Annotated in this window: 17 protein-coding genes; 8 read left to right on the top strand and 9 right to left on the bottom strand. The window is 39.9% G+C overall.

Features of this window, described 5'->3' with window-relative positions:
• Positions 1-219: 219 nt before the first annotated feature.
• The 6 genes from CVT15_RS00140 (at position 220) to CVT15_RS00115 (ending at position 6,409) form a co-directional block, all read left to right on the top strand.
• Positions 220-2,316, top strand: coding sequence for a TonB-dependent receptor (locus CVT15_RS00140; RefSeq protein WP_103577408.1), 2,097 nt, complete (start codon positions 220-222; stop codon positions 2,314-2,316).
• Between the two features lie 32 nt (positions 2,317-2,348).
• A complete protein-coding gene (locus CVT15_RS00135) occupies positions 2,349-3,095 on the top strand; it encodes a DUF4198 domain-containing protein (protein ID WP_103577409.1) in 747 nt (248 codons plus the stop codon).
• A gap of 52 nt (positions 3,096-3,147) precedes the next feature.
• Positions 3,148-3,375 (top strand): FeoA family protein, encoded by a 228-nt coding sequence (locus tag CVT15_RS00130; RefSeq protein ID WP_103577410.1) that lies wholly within the window; start codon positions 3,148-3,150, stop codon positions 3,373-3,375.
• Positions 3,366-5,870, top strand: coding sequence for a ferrous iron transport protein B (gene feoB, locus CVT15_RS00125; RefSeq protein WP_103577411.1), 2,505 nt, complete (start codon positions 3,366-3,368; stop codon positions 5,868-5,870). Before CVT15_RS00130 ends, feoB begins: the two co-directional genes overlap by 10 nt.
• Before the next feature lie 25 nt (positions 5,871-5,895).
• Positions 5,896-6,204, top strand: coding sequence for a hypothetical protein (locus CVT15_RS00120; RefSeq protein ID WP_103577412.1), 309 nt, complete (start codon positions 5,896-5,898; stop codon positions 6,202-6,204).
• 64 nt (positions 6,205-6,268) lie between these two features.
• Positions 6,269-6,409: a FeoB-associated Cys-rich membrane protein gene (locus CVT15_RS00115; protein WP_103559535.1), complete on the top strand. Its 141-nt coding sequence runs from the start codon at positions 6,269-6,271 to the stop codon at positions 6,407-6,409.
• 106 nt (positions 6,410-6,515) lie between these two features.
• Here the strand turns inward: CVT15_RS00115 and CVT15_RS00110 are convergent, their stop codons facing one another.
• The 3 genes from CVT15_RS00110 to CVT15_RS00100 form a co-directional block, all read right to left on the bottom strand.
• Positions 6,516-7,682, bottom strand: coding sequence for a Fic family protein (locus CVT15_RS00110; RefSeq protein ID WP_103605062.1), 1,167 nt, complete (start codon positions 7,680-7,682; stop codon positions 6,516-6,518).
• A 257-nt stretch (positions 7,683-7,939) separates the two neighbouring features.
• On the bottom strand, positions 7,940-8,545 hold the full coding sequence (locus CVT15_RS00105; protein ID WP_103576665.1) for an autotransporter domain-containing protein: 606 nt from the start codon (positions 8,543-8,545) through the stop codon (positions 7,940-7,942).
• A complete protein-coding gene (locus CVT15_RS00100; protein ID WP_087577345.1) occupies positions 8,545-8,727 on the bottom strand; it encodes a hypothetical protein in 183 nt (60 codons plus the stop codon). Before CVT15_RS00100 ends, CVT15_RS00105 begins: the two co-directional genes overlap by 1 nt.
• 228 nt (positions 8,728-8,955) lie before the next feature.
• Here CVT15_RS00100 and CVT15_RS00095 point away from each other — a divergent pair, with 228 nt between their 5' ends.
• On the top strand, positions 8,956-10,218 hold the full coding sequence (locus tag CVT15_RS00095) for a DNA repair protein (protein ID WP_107898111.1): 1,263 nt from the start codon (positions 8,956-8,958) through the stop codon (positions 10,216-10,218).
• Positions 10,208-10,516 (top strand): YolD-like family protein, encoded by a 309-nt coding sequence (locus tag CVT15_RS00090; protein ID WP_054195866.1) that lies wholly within the window; start codon positions 10,208-10,210, stop codon positions 10,514-10,516. The genes CVT15_RS00095 and CVT15_RS00090 overlap by 11 nt, the downstream gene beginning before the upstream one ends.
• 31 nt (positions 10,517-10,547) lie before the next feature.
• Here CVT15_RS00090 and CVT15_RS00085 read toward each other — a convergent pair whose 3' ends face one another.
• The 6 genes from CVT15_RS00085 to CVT15_RS00060 all read right to left on the bottom strand — a co-directional run bounded on the left by CVT15_RS00085 (position 10,548) and on the right by CVT15_RS00060 (position 16,194).
• The gene (locus CVT15_RS00085) at positions 10,548-12,989 is read right to left on the bottom strand and encodes a molybdopterin-dependent oxidoreductase (RefSeq protein WP_103576663.1); all 2,442 of its coding nucleotides are present in this window, start codon (positions 12,987-12,989) and stop codon (positions 10,548-10,550) included.
• 21 nt (positions 12,990-13,010) lie between these two features.
• Positions 13,011-13,580, bottom strand: a complete 570-nt coding sequence (locus CVT15_RS00080; RefSeq protein WP_103576662.1) for a hypothetical protein — start codon at positions 13,578-13,580, stop codon at positions 13,011-13,013.
• A 414-nt stretch (positions 13,581-13,994) separates the two neighbouring features.
• Positions 13,995-14,171, bottom strand: coding sequence for a hypothetical protein (locus CVT15_RS00075; RefSeq protein ID WP_159070248.1), 177 nt, complete (start codon positions 14,169-14,171; stop codon positions 13,995-13,997).
• Positions 14,146-14,667 (bottom strand): hypothetical protein, encoded by a 522-nt coding sequence (locus CVT15_RS00070; protein ID WP_103576661.1) that lies wholly within the window; start codon positions 14,665-14,667, stop codon positions 14,146-14,148. The genes CVT15_RS00075 and CVT15_RS00070 overlap by 26 nt, the downstream gene beginning before the upstream one ends.
• A 175-nt stretch (positions 14,668-14,842) precedes the next feature.
• Entirely contained in the window at positions 14,843-15,757 is a 915-nt protein-coding gene (gene proC / locus CVT15_RS00065; protein ID WP_103576660.1) for a pyrroline-5-carboxylate reductase, read from the bottom strand.
• Positions 15,754-16,194, bottom strand: a complete 441-nt coding sequence (locus CVT15_RS00060; RefSeq protein ID WP_230853938.1) for a hypothetical protein — start codon at positions 16,192-16,194, stop codon at positions 15,754-15,756. The genes proC and CVT15_RS00060 overlap by 4 nt, the downstream gene beginning before the upstream one ends.
• Between the last annotated feature and the right edge of the window lie 452 nt (positions 16,195-16,646).

The following is a 16,646-nucleotide window of genomic DNA, read 5'->3' as shown; positions in this document are numbered from 1 at the left end:
ATTAACTAATTATTAATTTTATATAAACTTACTATTATAATATTAAATTTTTATATTCAAATATTAATCTTTAGAAAATAATCATAAATTATATGACGACATATGAAAATATCCTACTATATATAGTATTACGTATTTTTAATATAAATTTATTATATGATAAATAACCCCCTAATTTACGATAATTATACAATTAATTTTTAAGTTTAGGGAGCAAATATGAAAAGAATTTCTCTATCTAGACTAACGGCTGCTTTATTGATTCTTACAAATTCAGCCGTAGCCGCAGAAGATATAGTGCTTGGTGAAGTTTCGGTTACCGCAAACAAAATCAGTGAGAATTTAAAGGACGTGCCTCAAAGCATCAGTGTAATTAGTGATGTTGATTTAGAGGAGCGAGGCGTAAAAAATGTAGAAGAGCTGGTAAAAACTATACCAAATATCAGCGGTGTAGGTGGAATGTATGAGGGTATCAGTACTAGAGGATTAAACCCATCCATATACACTAGCTCAAACCCAGTAACTGTCTACATAGGCGGTGTGGCACAGAGTAACAAAGATGCAGCCTACATTCCAGTAACCAACATTGACCATGTCGAAGTTTTAAGAGGTCCTAGTAGTGCGATTTATGGCAAAGACTCTATCGGTGGCATAATCAATATCGTCTTAAAAGAGCCCGAAAATGAATGGAGAGGTAGTGTTGGTACCGAATATGGATCGAACAAATACATGATGGGTCTTTTTGAAACAAACGGTGCGCTAATAGATGATAAGCTATTTTTAGGCTTAAATGGCTCGGCATCCAAAGAAGATGGCTGGATCATAAACGATCTAAACGGAGATAAAGCCAACGATAAGAAAAATTATAACTTTGGTTTAAATTTAAAGATTGTTCCAACTGATCGTCTTACCGTTAAAATTCGTGGCGACGTTTTTCACCGACAAGACGACTCACTTGACGAGCTTTTTATCCCAAAAAGTAGATTTTATGATATCTCAAAAAGCGAAGCTAAACATATAAATTTAGAAACTCCAGCTCGCGTAAAGCAGACTTCAACATCTGGCGCGATAGATCTAAAATATGAATTTGATAAATTTAATGTAACATCGGCTACGACTTTTCGTAGAGCTAAAAAAGATGGACTTTACGACGAGGACTTTGGTAGCAAGGCAACTTATCTTCATCCAGACCACTACGGGCTAGTTACTTTTTTAAACTCTAAAAACGATACTTTATCGCAGGAGCTTAGATTTAGCAGTATAGACGAGCAAAGCTTTAAGTGGGTTGGCGGATTATACTTTGAAAACGAAAAGCAAGTTTTTGGTCCTATCGGAGATCAATATGGCTATGGTGGTAACACGATAGTAGAGGATTGGCCGTCTGTAAATCGTGCGCAGACAATATCGACATTTGGTCAAGTTATCTATCCAGTTACTAGTAGATTTGACGTGACACTAGGCGGTAGATTACAACAGATCAAAAAGCATACCAAGGTTGATTATTTCTCTTATCCACTAGGACATACTCCTGGTACACCAGCGTTTTCAATGGATGAAAAAGAGACTTTTAGAACATTTTTGCCTAAATTTGCACTTGGATACGATCTTACCAACGAGCTAAATATCTACGCGATGTATTCAAAAGGCTACTTAGCAGGTGGCTTTAACTTTTATACAACTGGTGGTAGTAGAAAAGATAATAAATTTGATGCTCAGACAAGTGATGATTACGAAATCGGCTTAAAAGGCACATATGATAGTTTCAGATTTTCTACAGCGTTATTTTATATGGCTATTAAAGGTACTCATATATTCTATACCGACCCTAACAACTCTAACATATACTATATATCAAATGCCGATAAATCAACATCTATGGGCGTAGAATTTGAAGGCACTCTAAAAGCTAGCAAGGAGATTGATATAAATTTGGCCGCAAGCCTGCTTAAAACTAAATATGGCAACTATATAAATAAAGACGGCTCAAATAATAAAGGCAATAGAATCGAGAAAAACCCAGAGTATAAAATTTCTCTTGGTGCTTCATATTATGCTCCGATGGGAATTTATGCCAGACTTGATGGAAACATGATAGGTAAGACATATTTTGATGAGCAAAATACGCTTGCTCAAAAGAGCTACTTTACAGCAGATGCAAAAGTTGGTTATCTAAAAGATAGCTTTGATGTGTATCTTTATGTCAAAAATTTAACCGACAAAGAGTACTTTACTCATGCTAGAGCCAGAGCTAGTAACGTCCTTGTTACTTACGGCAAAGGCAGAACCTTTGGCATAGGCGTAAAATATAGTTTTTAAAATCTAATAAATTTTTATTAAAAGGATAAAAAATGAAAAAAAGTTTAGCTCTACTAGCTATTTTAGGTGCATTTAGCGTGGCAAGCGCGCATGATTTTTGGCTATTTGGACAAAACGGCGAAAAAGCTAGCGTAGATATAGGTTTCGGGCATGATTTTCCAAAATCAGAACCGATTGACGCTGAGCGCGTAAAAAACTTTGAAGCGCCCATGATCCTTGGCAAAGACGGTAAAATCACGTTAAAACAAAGCGGAGAGAACTATCACTACGAGGGCGCTAAGCTAAAAGAGGGCACCTACGCGGTTACGGGCGAATACAAGCCTACGTTTTGGACGGAAGATACCGATGGTAAATGGCACATGGGCGGCACTAAAGAAACGATAAAAAATGCTAAATTTTGCCGCCGCGCTACGATGAGTGCAAAGAGCGTTATAAATGTTGGGGTAGAAGATAATTTTATAACAAAATCAACAGGACAACGCCTTGAGATTGTGCCTTTGGAAAATCCAGCCAAATTTAAAGTCGGCGAGCCGTTTAAGGTAAAGGTGCTATTTGAAGGAAAACCTTTAAAAGTCGCTACCATTGACGGCACGTTTGACGGATTTTTGAAAGACAAAAGCGCGTTTCATGCAACGACCGATCTAAAAGGAGAAACCGAGGTTTTAGCGCTTAGACCTGGAAAATGGGTACTAAAAGTAGTGCATAAATTCCCTTATGCAGACGCTAAAAAATGTGACGAAGAGACGGCGATCGCCTCTTTTACGTTTGAAGTAAAATAAATTTCGATTTGGCCGCTTGAACGCTCGGGCGGTCAAATTTTAAGGATTTTAGATGAATCTTGGCTCTGCACAGGCTGGAATTTTATATAAGATAAAAGAGCTCAAAGCTGAAGGCAAACTACTTCAAAAGTTGCTCGATATGGGCTTTATAAACGGAGCCGTCGTTGAGGCGGTAAGACTCGCTCCGCTTCTTGATCCCATAGAGTTTAAAATTCAGGACTGTTTGATATCGCTTAGAAAAAGCGAAGCGGCGTTAGTGGAGGTTGAAGTTTGCAAATAAAAGTAGCTCTTGCGGGGCAGCCAAACTGCGGCAAATCCACCGTATTTAATATGATAAGCGGCATACGTCAGCATATCGCAAACTATCCCGGCGTTACCGTCGATAAAAAATCGGGATTTTTTAGCATCGCAGACGTGGACGTCGAAATGGTCGATCTACCTGGTACTTATTCGTTTAGTTCGTATTCGCTTGAAGAAAAAGTCGCGAAAGAATTTATCGTAAACGAAAAACCAGACGTCATTTTAAACATCATCGACGCTTCAAATTTAAAGCGAAATTTATACCTAACTTTTCAGCTACTTGAAATCGGCATCCCAGTTGTCATCGTCTTAAATATGCTAGACGTAGCAAAAAGACGTGGCATAATCATAGACTCCGACAAGATAGCTAAAATTTTAAAATGTCCCGTAATCTGTGCTAGCGCGTCAAAAGGTGAGGGCAAGGCTGAAATTTTAGACGTTTTAAGAAATGCTAAAAATCTAAAACAAAACTACGAAGAATTTAAGGTAAATTACGAAGAGTTGGAGCCTTTTGTTTTAGAGCTACAAAATAGCGTATCTTTAGATAAAGGCGTGAGTACGAGATGGCTTTGCGTAAAATCCCTTGAAAACGACGCTGCAGCCTTAAATTTGCTAAAAAACTCTAACGCCGAGATAGAAAATTTAACGACGGAGCAAAGGGCTAAATTTAACGAAAAAACGGGCAAAAGCATTGAGGGATATTTGGCTGCACTTAGATACGAAAACGCTAGCATAGTCTTTAGCGAGTGCGTAAAAGAGACCAAGAAAAATCAAGCCACGCTAACGGACAAGATAGATAAAATAATTCTAAATCGTTGGCTTAGTTTTCCGATCCTTTTTGCCATTATTTTTGCGATTTACGAGAGTAGTATAGTTTTTGGTTATAAGCTCACGAACTACACTTGGCCGCTGCTTGCGGCTATTAAAAACTTTGTGGTTGATATTACGCCTGCGGCAGATATCGCTAAAGTGCCGCTTATAACAGACGCCGCTATATGGCTCGTAAATTCCGCCGTCGCGCTTTTAAACTACCTGCCGATATTTTTTATACTTTTTGCAATGATCGCGATTTTAGAGGATGTCGGATATATGCCAAGGATGGCATTTATCTTAGATAAAATTTTTAAAAAATTCGGCCTACATGGGCAAAGCACCTTACCGCTGGTGCTTGGCGGGGCATTTGTAGGAGGCTGTGCGGTGCCAGGCGTCATGTCTACTAAGGGTATCGCCGACGATAGAGCTAGGATGGCTACTATACTTACCGTTCCTTTGATGAACTGCCTAGCTAAGGTGCCTTTTTACACGCTACTTTTGGGTGCATTTTATACGACTACGACCGTGGCGGCGGACGGGAGCAAAAGCATAGATACTTCGCAAATGAGCGTGATGATGTTTTATATCTCGACCGTTACGATGCTATCGGCGCTTTTGATAGCGAAATTTTTAACTTCGACGATTTTAAAGACGAGGGAAACCGCGCCCTTCGTGATGGAACTGCCGCCTTATCACCTGCCGACGTTTAAGGGTGTCGTGATAAGAGCGTGCGAGCGTGTGTGGCTGTATATTAAAAAAGTCTGTACAATCGTCATTGCCGTAGCCGTGATACTCTTTGCGCTTTTGCAGTTTCCGGGACTTTCAAGCGAAAAGCAGGAGCATTACGCAAGCGAAGAAGCCAAGGCTTTGGCAAATTTCGACATGGCTGCGAAAAAATCAAGCTATTATGCGAGCGTAGATAGCAGAGAAAAGGTCGCGCGACTGCTAAATTTCTATGACGGATACAAAGCTAAAAAGATGGGTGGAGGCAAAGGCGTAGACGAACAATATGAGGCCGAGAACCCCGAGTTTTATAAATTTATAATGCCAAAATCCGATCAAGACGCAAAAGCGATAAATTCAGCACTTAGAAAGCTATCAACGCAAAGAAAGACAATCCTAAGAGAGCAAAAAAACGACAAGATAGAAAGCTCGCTTCTTGGTATGGCCGGACGCGCGCTTGAGCCCGTGTCTAAATTTGCAGGGTTTGATTGGAGGATAAACGTAGCGTTTTTAAGCTCGTTTGCCGCCAGAGAGTCCGCAGTGGCGACTCTAGGCAGCATATACGAAAGTGGTAAAGCCGCCGAGGCAAGTAGCGGCGAAGAGATGAGGCCTGAAGAAGCAATGAGGCAAAGCAGCGGCTATACTCCGCTTCATGCGGCTTCCATCATCATTTTTATGTTGCTTACGCCGCCATGTATCGCTACAATGATCGTAGTAAAAATGCAAACAAATAGTTACGCATGGATGGCGTTTGGAATATTTTTCCCTTTTACTCTAGCACTCGTAGTTTCGTCGCTATTTTTCACTCTCGCAAACAGCTTTGGCGTAGGCGGTCTAACGGCTATGGGGATATATTATTTTATACTTTTGTTTTTTGTAATCATTTTAGGATTTATGCCGCAAAAACGCCAAAACTGGAGCGGCGGTGTCAAAAAGTAAATTTAATTTTATCAAAGGAGAAAAAATGAAGAAAATTTTATTTTCATCTATTTTAGTAGCTCTTGCGAGCTTGCCTGCGTTTGCGCATACGGCACTTATGAGCTGCATAGATAACGGCGACGATACCGTTACTTGCGAGGCCGGATTTAGCGACGGCAGCAGCGCTAGCGGCGTGGAGTTTAAAGTACTTCAAGATGGCAAAGTCGTTATCGAGGGCAAATTTGACAAGGACAGCATGTATACGTTTAAAAAACCTCAAGGTGAATACAAGGCTAGGATGTTTGCGGGCGAAGGCCATGAGGTCATCGTAGAGTCAAAAGATATTTCAAAATAAATTAGTAAAATCGCCGCGAAATGTTTAAATTTGACGCGGCGAAATGTCTTTTAAAAGGAAAAATATGGCTTGGTACGAAGCGGCGATTTTAATCGTGATAGCGATTGGTGCAGGGTATTTCGTGTATGCGAAAGAATTTAAACAAAAAGACTGCGGTTGCGGTAGCGGTAAAAACTGTCACTCTGGTGGAAAAAAGTATAAGTAATATTTTTAGGGATAATGCCTGATCTTAAACAATGCCTTTTTGGCTTTTTATTTAATCAAAAATTTATACTCTGATTAACACTGACTGGGCAGGGCTTTAAAAGCCCTTAAATATTATTATTTAAAAAATCAGAGACAAAACCACTATCTTTTAATACATGCATAATGCTACGCAAAAGATAATTATTTACAAAATAGATAGTGTAAATTCTTCCACCATCAGTTATGGATCTAACCATTTTTTTATCTTTTAGTTTTGTCATAATGTTTGATTTTTCTTTTGATTTTCGTATACCAAATTTATCAAGTTCTTCGGCTTTCATACACATATCATCTTTTTTAACAATATACGTCAATATATCAAATTCTTGTTTTGTTATATGTTCTCTATCTAGTGCTATTTTGAGCATTGGTAGAAGTATAATTTTTTGTACATATTCTTTTTTTAAAAGATGGTCTATTTTTTCGATCTCATTTTTTAATCCTATTAAAAAATATTCGCACCAAGCTAACAAATCTCTAGGCTCTAAAGTATCGGCGCACGACAACATATCGTAATACTGATCTCTATTTGCGTAAAAAACAGAAGACGGATTTATAAGTCTACCTTGCTTAACTTTAAATCCGAGCTTAATTAAAAAAGCATAATTTAAAAGTCTACCCATTCTACCATTTCCATTGTCAAATGGATGAATAAACTCAAACCTATGGTGCGCAATAGCAACCATTAAAAGCTGGTACTGCTCCTTATGTTTTTCGTTGATAAATTCTATAAACTTATTAAAATAATCTGGCAATATAAAGTGCTTTGGTGGAATATGTCCTGATTTTTTTATACTTACGTCATGTCGCCTTAATTCTCCAGGATAGTTAGATCCTTCACCTTTTGGCGGCGGTGTTAAGCCTTTTGTAATAATTTTATGGATTTCTGAAATATAGGCACGATCAAATATGGTTTCTTCATCTGTGTTGTCTTCTATAAAAGCTATGGCATTTTCTAAGCTTTTTATCTCATCATCGCTTTCATCTGTAAAATTTTTATCTATAATCTTCTCAACATATTCAGATAATGTTGTATTATTTCCTTCGATTCTAGCTGATCCTAAAGTTTCTAAAATTTGAAAAATATTTTTAAGCTGAAAAAATATATATGGAGGTACATCACCACCAAGCCTTTTGGTCCTTAGCTTTTCCAAATCTAAAATAACATTAGTCAAATTACTTCCAAAAGATGGCTCTGGTATTATTATATTACTACTTACTTCTTCTTTCATTTTTTAATACTTCCTTTTTAGTATAATGAGAGTACGATTATAACGTATTCTTTTATAAAAAATATAATTGTATTACTTCTGGTTATACTTATATACTACTTCCAAATAAATATATAAATTTACAATCTATAAGCAAACTGAAGTTTTGCGCTACTTTGATCTTTTTTGCCAAAAGATTTTGCTATGCCAAAATTTATGAGTGTTGCATAAGTTGGCATATATCTTATACCGACCTCAACTTCTGAGCTTGTGCCTTTTTAAGTTAGGCTTATTTCCTCGTCTTCTTGGATTACTGCTATTTTTGATTTTGTATTAAATTTATACTCGGCACTAATTTTCCCATAAGGATTAAATTTACCAGCATCATAGGCTATTTTTGAGTAAATTTTAGCTCTACTTGATGTAACGCTGCTAAATTTTAATGTGCTTTGTCCGATATCTGCCTCACCGCTACTAACATAAGAGAGTGCGTAGTTTGGCCCACTATCAAGTATAAAGCTATCAAATTTTATCTTTTTGCCGACACCAAAGCTAGCATTGTAGTATGGCATTGAGATTTTATAATCTATGTCTTTTACATCAACCTTAATCTGGCTCCTACCAGCTTTTGCCATGAGATCGATATAAAAATCACGTGGCAAATTTAGTCTTGAAAAAATACCAAGTCCATATTTTCTAACTCTGCCATCTATTTTGGCATCTTCATCGCTGTTATCAAATTTAGCGTACGAGTTCTCTATAAAAGCTCCATAAATGTTCTCTTTTGCACTAAATGCTACACCGGCTGATAAGCCAACGCCTTTTAGATCAATGCCGCTCTCATAATAGTCTGCCTTAAATCCATTTACATTTGCAAAACTGATTACATTTTTTCATCGCTTTCGTATGCTGGCTGATACGCGTCGCTTTTATAGCCAAAGTCATCGGCAAATGCATATTTAGCAAGATGAGATGTGCCAAATAAATTTGCAACTTCTAGTGCATTTAGATCAAGCTCAATAGCCCCCATTGAGTCGCTCATAAAGTCATTCATTTTAAAAGTCACATCACTTCTATCTGTTAAACCAATATAAACACCTGATTGTCTACTTTTTTCAATAGAAGGTCCGGTTAGTTACATTAACTTCTTTATGCATTGCATTTACCCTAACTCCACTAGTAAAATTTATCCATTTTACTTATTTTATTTCTAAAAAATTTTTATTAGAAATTTTAGCCTTAAGATCGATTTTTAAAAAACGAACTTTTACTAATTTTCATCTATAATCACCCAATGAAAAACGAAGCACGAAAATTTTATGCCGTCATTGATCTAAAGTCATTTTACGCCTCAGTTGAGTGCGTGGAGCGAGGGCTTGATCCGTTTAAAGCCGATCTGGTCGTGGCTGACGATAGTCGTGGCAATGGAAGTGTTTGTCTAGCCGTTAGCCCAGCTCTTAGAGCCAAAGGTATTAAAAATAGATGCAGGCTTTTTGAAATACCAAAGGCTATAAGATTTATCATTGCACCGCCTAGGATGCAGTTTTACATCGACTATGCGGCTAAAATTTATGAGATATACCTAAAATATGTTTCAAAAGATGATATCTATGTCTATTCTATCGATGAGGCCTTTATCGATCTTACTTCTTATGTTAAATTTTATAATACCGATGCAAAATCCATAGCCAAAAAGATAATGGATGAAATTTTAAAAACTACTGGCGTGACGGCCACCTGTGGCATGGGCACAAATTTGTACCTCGCAAAAATCGCCCTTGATATCCTGGCTAAGCACAGTGATGATGGGATTGCATTTTTAGACGAGCAACTTTATAAAGAACGTCTTTGGACGCATCAACCCTTAGATGATTTTTGGCGTATCGGTAAGCAAACTAGGCTAAAGCTAGAAAAACATGGAATTTTTTGTATGAAAGATATAGCAAATGCTCCGCGAAGCTTACTTGAGAAATTTTTTGGAGTTGATGCCTATATAACGATAGATCATGCAAATGGCATAGAGCCAACGACAATAGCTGATATAAAAGCATATAAACCAAGCACAAAATCCTACTTTAGCTCTGAAATTTTACCAAGAGACTACGAACGTTGTGAGGCGGCAGTCGTACTAAAAGAGATGGCTGACAGGCTCGCTCTTAGGCTCATAAACAAAGAGGTCAAGGCAAGTGGAATAACGATAAATATAAAATTTGCCGACAAGCTTGAGCCACTACAGCGTGCAAGCGTTCGGTTTAAGACACCAACAAATGTCTCAAGTGTACTGATGAGTGCGGCTGAAGAGCTACTTTTAAACAAGATAAAAAATGTTGGGCTGATTAGGCAAATTAGCATCAATGCAAACGACGTAGTAAAAGAGAGCCTAGCTCACTCTAGTCTTTTTGAGGATGATACTAAAGAAAAGGCGGTTTTAAAATCCCTAAATCTCATAAAAGAAAAATTTGGTAAAAACTCGGTTTTAAGAGCTATCGATCTGCTACCAGAAGCCACTGGAAAAGATAGAAATAAAAAGATCGGAGGGCACAAAAGTGGCGAGTAAAGATAGAGCAAAAATTTTTAGCTCGTTTAATCCTCTCTCAACCTTAGAGCGAGCCTTACGACAAAAAGAGCGAGAAAAATGCGAAAAACTAGATCTTGATGAGAGCAAGGTCGATGAAATTTTAAAAAAGATAAGCGAGCTAAGACCGGCTGATGAAGTATATGTGAGCTATCATGACGGCTACGCCTATACAAGTGCTAGCGGACTAATATCTGACGTAAATTTCAAAAATAAAACTCTTATGGTTGTAAAAACTAGGATCAAATTTGAAGATATAAATGACCTAAAAATAATTTAGCCCCCAAATGAGGGCTAAGTTTATATAAATTCTACAAAGATTGTAAAATTTTTGGTTTAGAAAACGCAGTTATTGGTTTGATCTCACCTTTATATTTTTCAAGATCAGCTAGTATCGTATGCCCGCAGTTGCTTTGAGCGATACTAGATGTGCCTTTGTCGCGTGTTAGGACATTGATGCAGCCATGCTTACAAAGACTTCTTTCTCCAAGCACTTCAGGATCATACCATGCACCTTCGCAAATAGCAATGACACGCTCTGGGATAATGTCAGTGACAAGCGCTCCTACTAAAATTTCACCTCTATCGTTAAAGACTCTCACTACATCACCAGTTGTGATGCCTTTTTTCTTAGCGTCGTTTGTGTTTATTAGCATCGGTTCTCTTGCGCTCACTTCAGCGTAGTTTCTGATTATTGAGTTATTTAGCTGAGAGTGGAGGCGATATCTTGAGTGTGGGGTTGTGATGCTAAATGGATATTTTTTAGCTTTTTCACTACCAAGCCACTCAAACGGCTCTATCCAAGCAAAGTGTGGAGCAAAGTCTTTGTAGCCAAATTTAGCAATAGTTGGAGAGTAAATTTCTATCTTGCCTGATGGCGTGCCAAGGCGATTTTTGTGTGGATTTTCTCTAAATGTACTAAGTCTTGTGTAGTATTTTGTCTCTTCATTGTCTTTGTCAAATTTGACATATCCCTCTTTCCAAAACTCATCAAAGTTTGGCATTTTAAGATCTAGTGCTTTGGCTTGTTCCACCGCATCTGCGTAAAATTCTTTTGCCCAGCCAAGCTCATCTTTACCCTCAGTAAAGACCTCTTCTCTGCCCCAGCGTTTGCAAATTTGTGAGCAGATCCAGTAGTCGCTTCTACTTTCTCCCATTGGCTCAACTACTGGTTTATAAGCCACGATGTATTCGCTTGATGGGACACTTTGGTTGATGTCATTTCTCTCTACTTCTAGTGCCACTGGTAAGACAATGTCGCTTAGTTTAGCTGTGCTTGTCCAAAATGGCTCGGCTGTGATAACAGTATCAAATTTACGCCATGCTTTAACGGCGTTATTTACGTCCTGGTGTCTTGTAAACATCGAACCAGAAGCCATATAAGCTACTCTCATGTGTGGAAGTTTGATCTTAGAGCCATCATAGTCTATCTCTTTGCCAGGATTTTGCAAGGCTTCAATCGATCTTGAAGATGGGATGGTTACGTTTTTAAATTTCTTCCATGGAGCACCATCTACGTTTTCATATTTCTCGCTTATCCTAGTGCTGATACCTTTTAGAGCAGGTGCTATCTTATCAGTGCTGCCGTTTCCATAGTAGAGGTTAAACTCAAATCCAAGACCTTCTTTACCGATGTGGCCAAGCATCGCACTAAGTGTTACGATACCCCAAAAGCCCATCTCGCCGTGATCTTGTCTTTGAAGAGATCTGCCAGCAATGATAGTGCTTGGCTCTTTTGCAAGCGCTGTTGCAAATTTAGCGATATCTTCGGCTTTTACACCACAAATTTTACTAGCCCAGTTTATATCTTTTACCACTTTGTCGGTGGTACCAAGCAAATAATCTTTAAATTTATTAAAACCAACTGTGTATTTTTTTATAAATTCTTCATCATAAAGCTTGTTTTCATAAAGATAGTGGCACATACCAAGCATCATTGCTACGTCGGTATTTGGACGAACGATGATAGTTTCAGAGTCAAGGTATCTTGTGGTGTCATTTTTAAAGACACAAACACTATAAGTTTTTATGCCTGCCTCTTTTATCTTTTTGATACCAAGATAACCATCATGTGTTGGTGGCTGCCATGAAATTTGACCAGTTACGAGCGGATCAGTACCCCAAAATACGATGTTCTTAGCATTTTTAACCATAGCTTCCCATTTTGTAGGAGCGTCATAAACCGCACTATTTCCAAGGACGTGAGGCATGATGACAAGACCAGCTCCAGTTGAGTAGTCGCCGCTCTCTTCGACGTATCCGCCAAGCACTTTTAGCATCCTGTGACCAACGGTCCTACCCCAGCTGATCTTACCGCTGCCACCCCACCAGTAGCATTCGCCGTAGATGCTCTCAGGGCCATATTTGTCAAAATTTTCTTTTAAGGCTTTTGCAGCAAGGTCAAGTGCTGTATCCCAGCTAACACGTACAAATTCTTCTTTGCCACGAAGCTCACTTTTTGCTGCGCCTTTTGCCTTTAAGTAGCTTTTTCTTACGTACGGATAGAGTACGCGGCTTTCGTTTTGGATGAGATCTGGCAAGCTATTATTCATTGTATTTGGGAATTTATCACCATCAAATGGATCAACAGAGACGATTTGATTTGAGTTGGTATTTGCCCAAAATAGACCAAATCTATTTGCTCCAAAAGTTTTCTTTTGGTCAAAAATGGTTTTTGTCACGCCCTCTATCTTGTTTGCCTGCGCCGCAGTGGCTGCAAGTGCAGAAAATTTTATAAAATCTCGTCTTTTCATATTTTATCCCTTATGAAAAATTTATTTTACTTTTTTGGCATTGTGTTGTAAGTATTTGAGCACTAAATTTAGGTCAGTTTCGTCTAGTGCTACAAATTTTGCATCGACCATTCCAGCTAAATTTGCTGGCCACTGAGCCGCTGTAAAGCTATTTGGCTCGTGAAGTCTATGACACGCAGAGCAGGTCTCTTCATAAATTTGTTGTGCTTTTACGTAAAGCTTTTTTGTATCGCCACCAAGTGCGTCATTTGGCACTTCGTAAACGCCCTCAGCTTGGTACCAAACCTCGCCGTAGTCATCTTCAAGATCTTTTACTTTTTTGAAATTTGCCTCACTCTCGTCATTAAAAGCTACAAAAACTTCAGGATCTTCTACGCTTCTTTGAAGCTGGGCTAAGTAGTTTGCCGATACGACGCCACTAACCTTGATCTTGCTCGTTTTATCGCCTTTTTCGACGACTTCAACTGGTGTTAAAACCTCGATCTTTCCGATCATCTTGCCATCTAGCGTTATATTGGCATCTTTTGCGATCACATCAGCACTAAAAGCAAGACTACATGCTAAGACAGGGGCTAAAAATAGCATTTTCATGTTGCAATCCTTAAAAATAAAATTTAAAAAAAGCTTATAACCTCATGGCTTAAAATTACATTGTTATATTTAGCTTTATTTAAGAAAATTAATATTTGCTTTTGTTAAAAATAAGGTTTAGTAGAAAATTTATCAATGAGTTTTATTGATTGTCTTAATGATTAAAAGTATAAGCAAACACAAGCTCTGTAAAAATTTTACTTTTGAGTCTAGTGAAGTAAAAATTTAACTTTACTTCACTAGCTACTATAAAAAGTATGGTAGAGCTTTTATAAACTTAAAAACATAAATTAGTAAACTTCTTACAGAATTCAAAAATATACTAAAAGTTACTACTCTAAATTGCTAGCTATGCTAAGACTTTCTAGAGTTTTATCGTTTTAAAAATTTTTATCAAAACGCCTTATTATCAATCTAACAGCTTCGCTTATCGCCTAGCTCGCACGCCTTTTTTCGCATTTGCTTTGCTCTTTTCGCGTCTTTTTTTACTTGCTCGTATCTATTTTCGTTGAAATTTCCCTCATACAGCCACGCCGCCCTCTCGCAGCCGCCTGCGTAGCCTAGCTTACACGAGCGCTCGTAATACTCCATCATCTCGCCTATATCGCCTCCTGTTCGCTCTATCATCCAGCCCACGTTGTAGCATCCGGGAGCGTATTTTTTTATTGCATAGGGTATTGTTTATCGCAAACGACTGCACCTCGTCGCCTAGCTCTTCTTGTACGAAATTGGCTAGCGCCAAGCAACCGGGCAAATACTCGTAAAGGACGCAGCTAGCCTTGTAATACGCGCTAATCTTGGTCTCGCGCTCGCTCTTATCCGCGGCTTTTGCTAGATTGCTTTTATCAAGTTCACCCAGATAAAAGCAGCCCTCGCCGTCTCCTTTGGCGCAGGCTAGGCTAAATAGCCCCTCCGCCGCGCCGTAGTCTTGCTTTAAGTTTGCCGCTACCATACCCGCCTGTACGCACTCTTTGGTAGCGTTTAGGTCGGGATTTTTGCATTTTTTGATCTTTTCTAGCGTATCTGCGGCTAGCAAGGGCGAAAGGCCCGGCTCGCTAGCGAATAAATTTATCGCCGCAAGTAGCACCGGAAATAATCTTTATCGGTATCTTTTTAAAATTTAACGCGCGATTACGGCAAAAACGCGGCGGAGCGTTTTTCGGCTTGGACGAGAAATTTAGGCGTGATCGGAAATTTCAAGCAAATACAAAACGCATAAATTTACTAGACTTAAATTAATCGGCAAAGCAAAAACCGTGAGCCTAACCCCGCGCTTTGGCGATGCAAGCGGTGACGGCATCCATCAAGGCGCCGCGAAATCCGCCCTTTTCAAGCGCGGCAAGTCCTTCGATCGTGGTTCCAGCCGGCGAGCAGACCTCGTCTTTTAGCGCGGCCGGGTGCTTGCCGCTTTGGATCAGACGCGCCGTCCCTTCCACGGCTGCCGCAACGGCGTCGTAGCAAAGCTGCCTAGGCAGTCCGCCCCGCACGCCAGCATCGGCCGCAGCCTCGATAAAGGCGCACGCATACGCGGGCAAGCTTCCCGCGATGCCCGTAAATGTGGCAAACCCGGACTCGTCTATCTCGTAAATTTTACCGATTTTAGCGATTATCTCGCGCACGGTCTCTTTCTTGGCCTCGCTAAATCCAGCGTCAAAGCAAAGAGCCGTGGCCGACGCGCCGATGCTAGCTGCGACGTTTGGCATCGCGCGAGTGATATAGACATCCTCGCCTACGATTTGCCTAGCGCGTTTTATGTCAAAATTCGGCGCCAAAAGAAGCAAAATTTTGCGCGCAAGATCGGGAGCGATCAGGCGCAAGATAGCCTCGTAGCTAGCGGGCTTAGTAGCCAGCACGACCGCGTCCGCTTCGCGCGCTAGATCCGTTTCGCTCGCGGCTATTTTTATGCCAAATCTTTGCCGCAAGGCTTCGATTTTACTTCTGGCGCAGGCTATGATTTCAAATTTCGTCTTTTTTTCGCATTCGCGCGAGCTCGCGTTTTTATCCGTTTGCGCTAAATTTTCCGCCCCGCACCCCGCGCTACCGCCGCTGGATTTTCGCTCGTCCTCGGCCGAGCTTCGCCCCGCGTCTGCTTCGTCAGATTGCGCGCGCCAAAGCGCCTCTATCATTGCGCCGCCCATATTTCCGCCGCCGATGAAGCCGATTTTTACGCTTTTCATTTCGCCGACTTTTTTAGAGTGCCGATTTTGACCGCCTTGCCCGCGACCGCGTCACGCACCGCCGCACTATCCGCCCAGATCGCGCCCGTGACCTGCCCCGGCGCCAAGGTATAAACGCCGCCCGTCTGCGCCTCGTCGCTAGCCTTAAAGTCGTTGCCCGCAACCAGCTCATAGACGTCCTTCGTGTCGTTTTCAAATTTGATCGCCGCTTTTAGCGTAGGCTCCATTTTCTGCTTCGCCGCGCCCGCGTACTGCTCGAGCATATTTTTACTAAGCTTGCCGTAGACGTCGCCGTCTTGGCTTAGATATATCCGCACGGCGCGCTTATCCGAGTTTTTGCCGCCCTTTTCGCCCTTGCCTACGCTAACGCTCATCTCATAGGCGGTTTCTCCAGTCGGAAAATCCTTAAATTTAGCGTCCGGGACGAAAACCCGCACGTTGTCCGTTACCGTTTTCGTAACGTACGTCTGCGGCGTTATATCCGTTAGCACAATCGTGGATTTCACGTCCAAGCTTTTATCCGAAATAAGCGCGGAGATCGGCACCCGCGTAAGTAGCGTCGTCTCGTAGCAGCCGCCAAAAATAAACGCCGCGGCGAGAGCGAAGATAAATTTTAGTTTTTTCATCGGTTTCCTTTAAATTTTCGCCGATTCTAGCATAAACTAAGCATTTTTGTATTGATTATATTAAAAGTAAAAATAGAAAAGTAAGTATGGTATTTTAAAGTATAAATAGTTTTAGGATTGATAAATTTTAAATGAGAGAGAATGACTCTATTTCGTCTTGAACAAAGCCAATTTAAATAAATAATTCAAAAAGATATAAGAATTTATTTAAATCTTTTTTGCTATTTTTAGAGTTTAATTATTAGCCCCTTTACAAAGGGGCT

Source organism: Campylobacter concisus, assembly GCF_003048595.2.
GTDB lineage: Bacteria > Campylobacterota > Campylobacteria > Campylobacterales > Campylobacteraceae > Campylobacter_A > Campylobacter_A concisus_L.
Note: the sequence above shows the minus strand (reverse complement) of the source record. Positions and strands in the feature narration are given on the sequence as shown.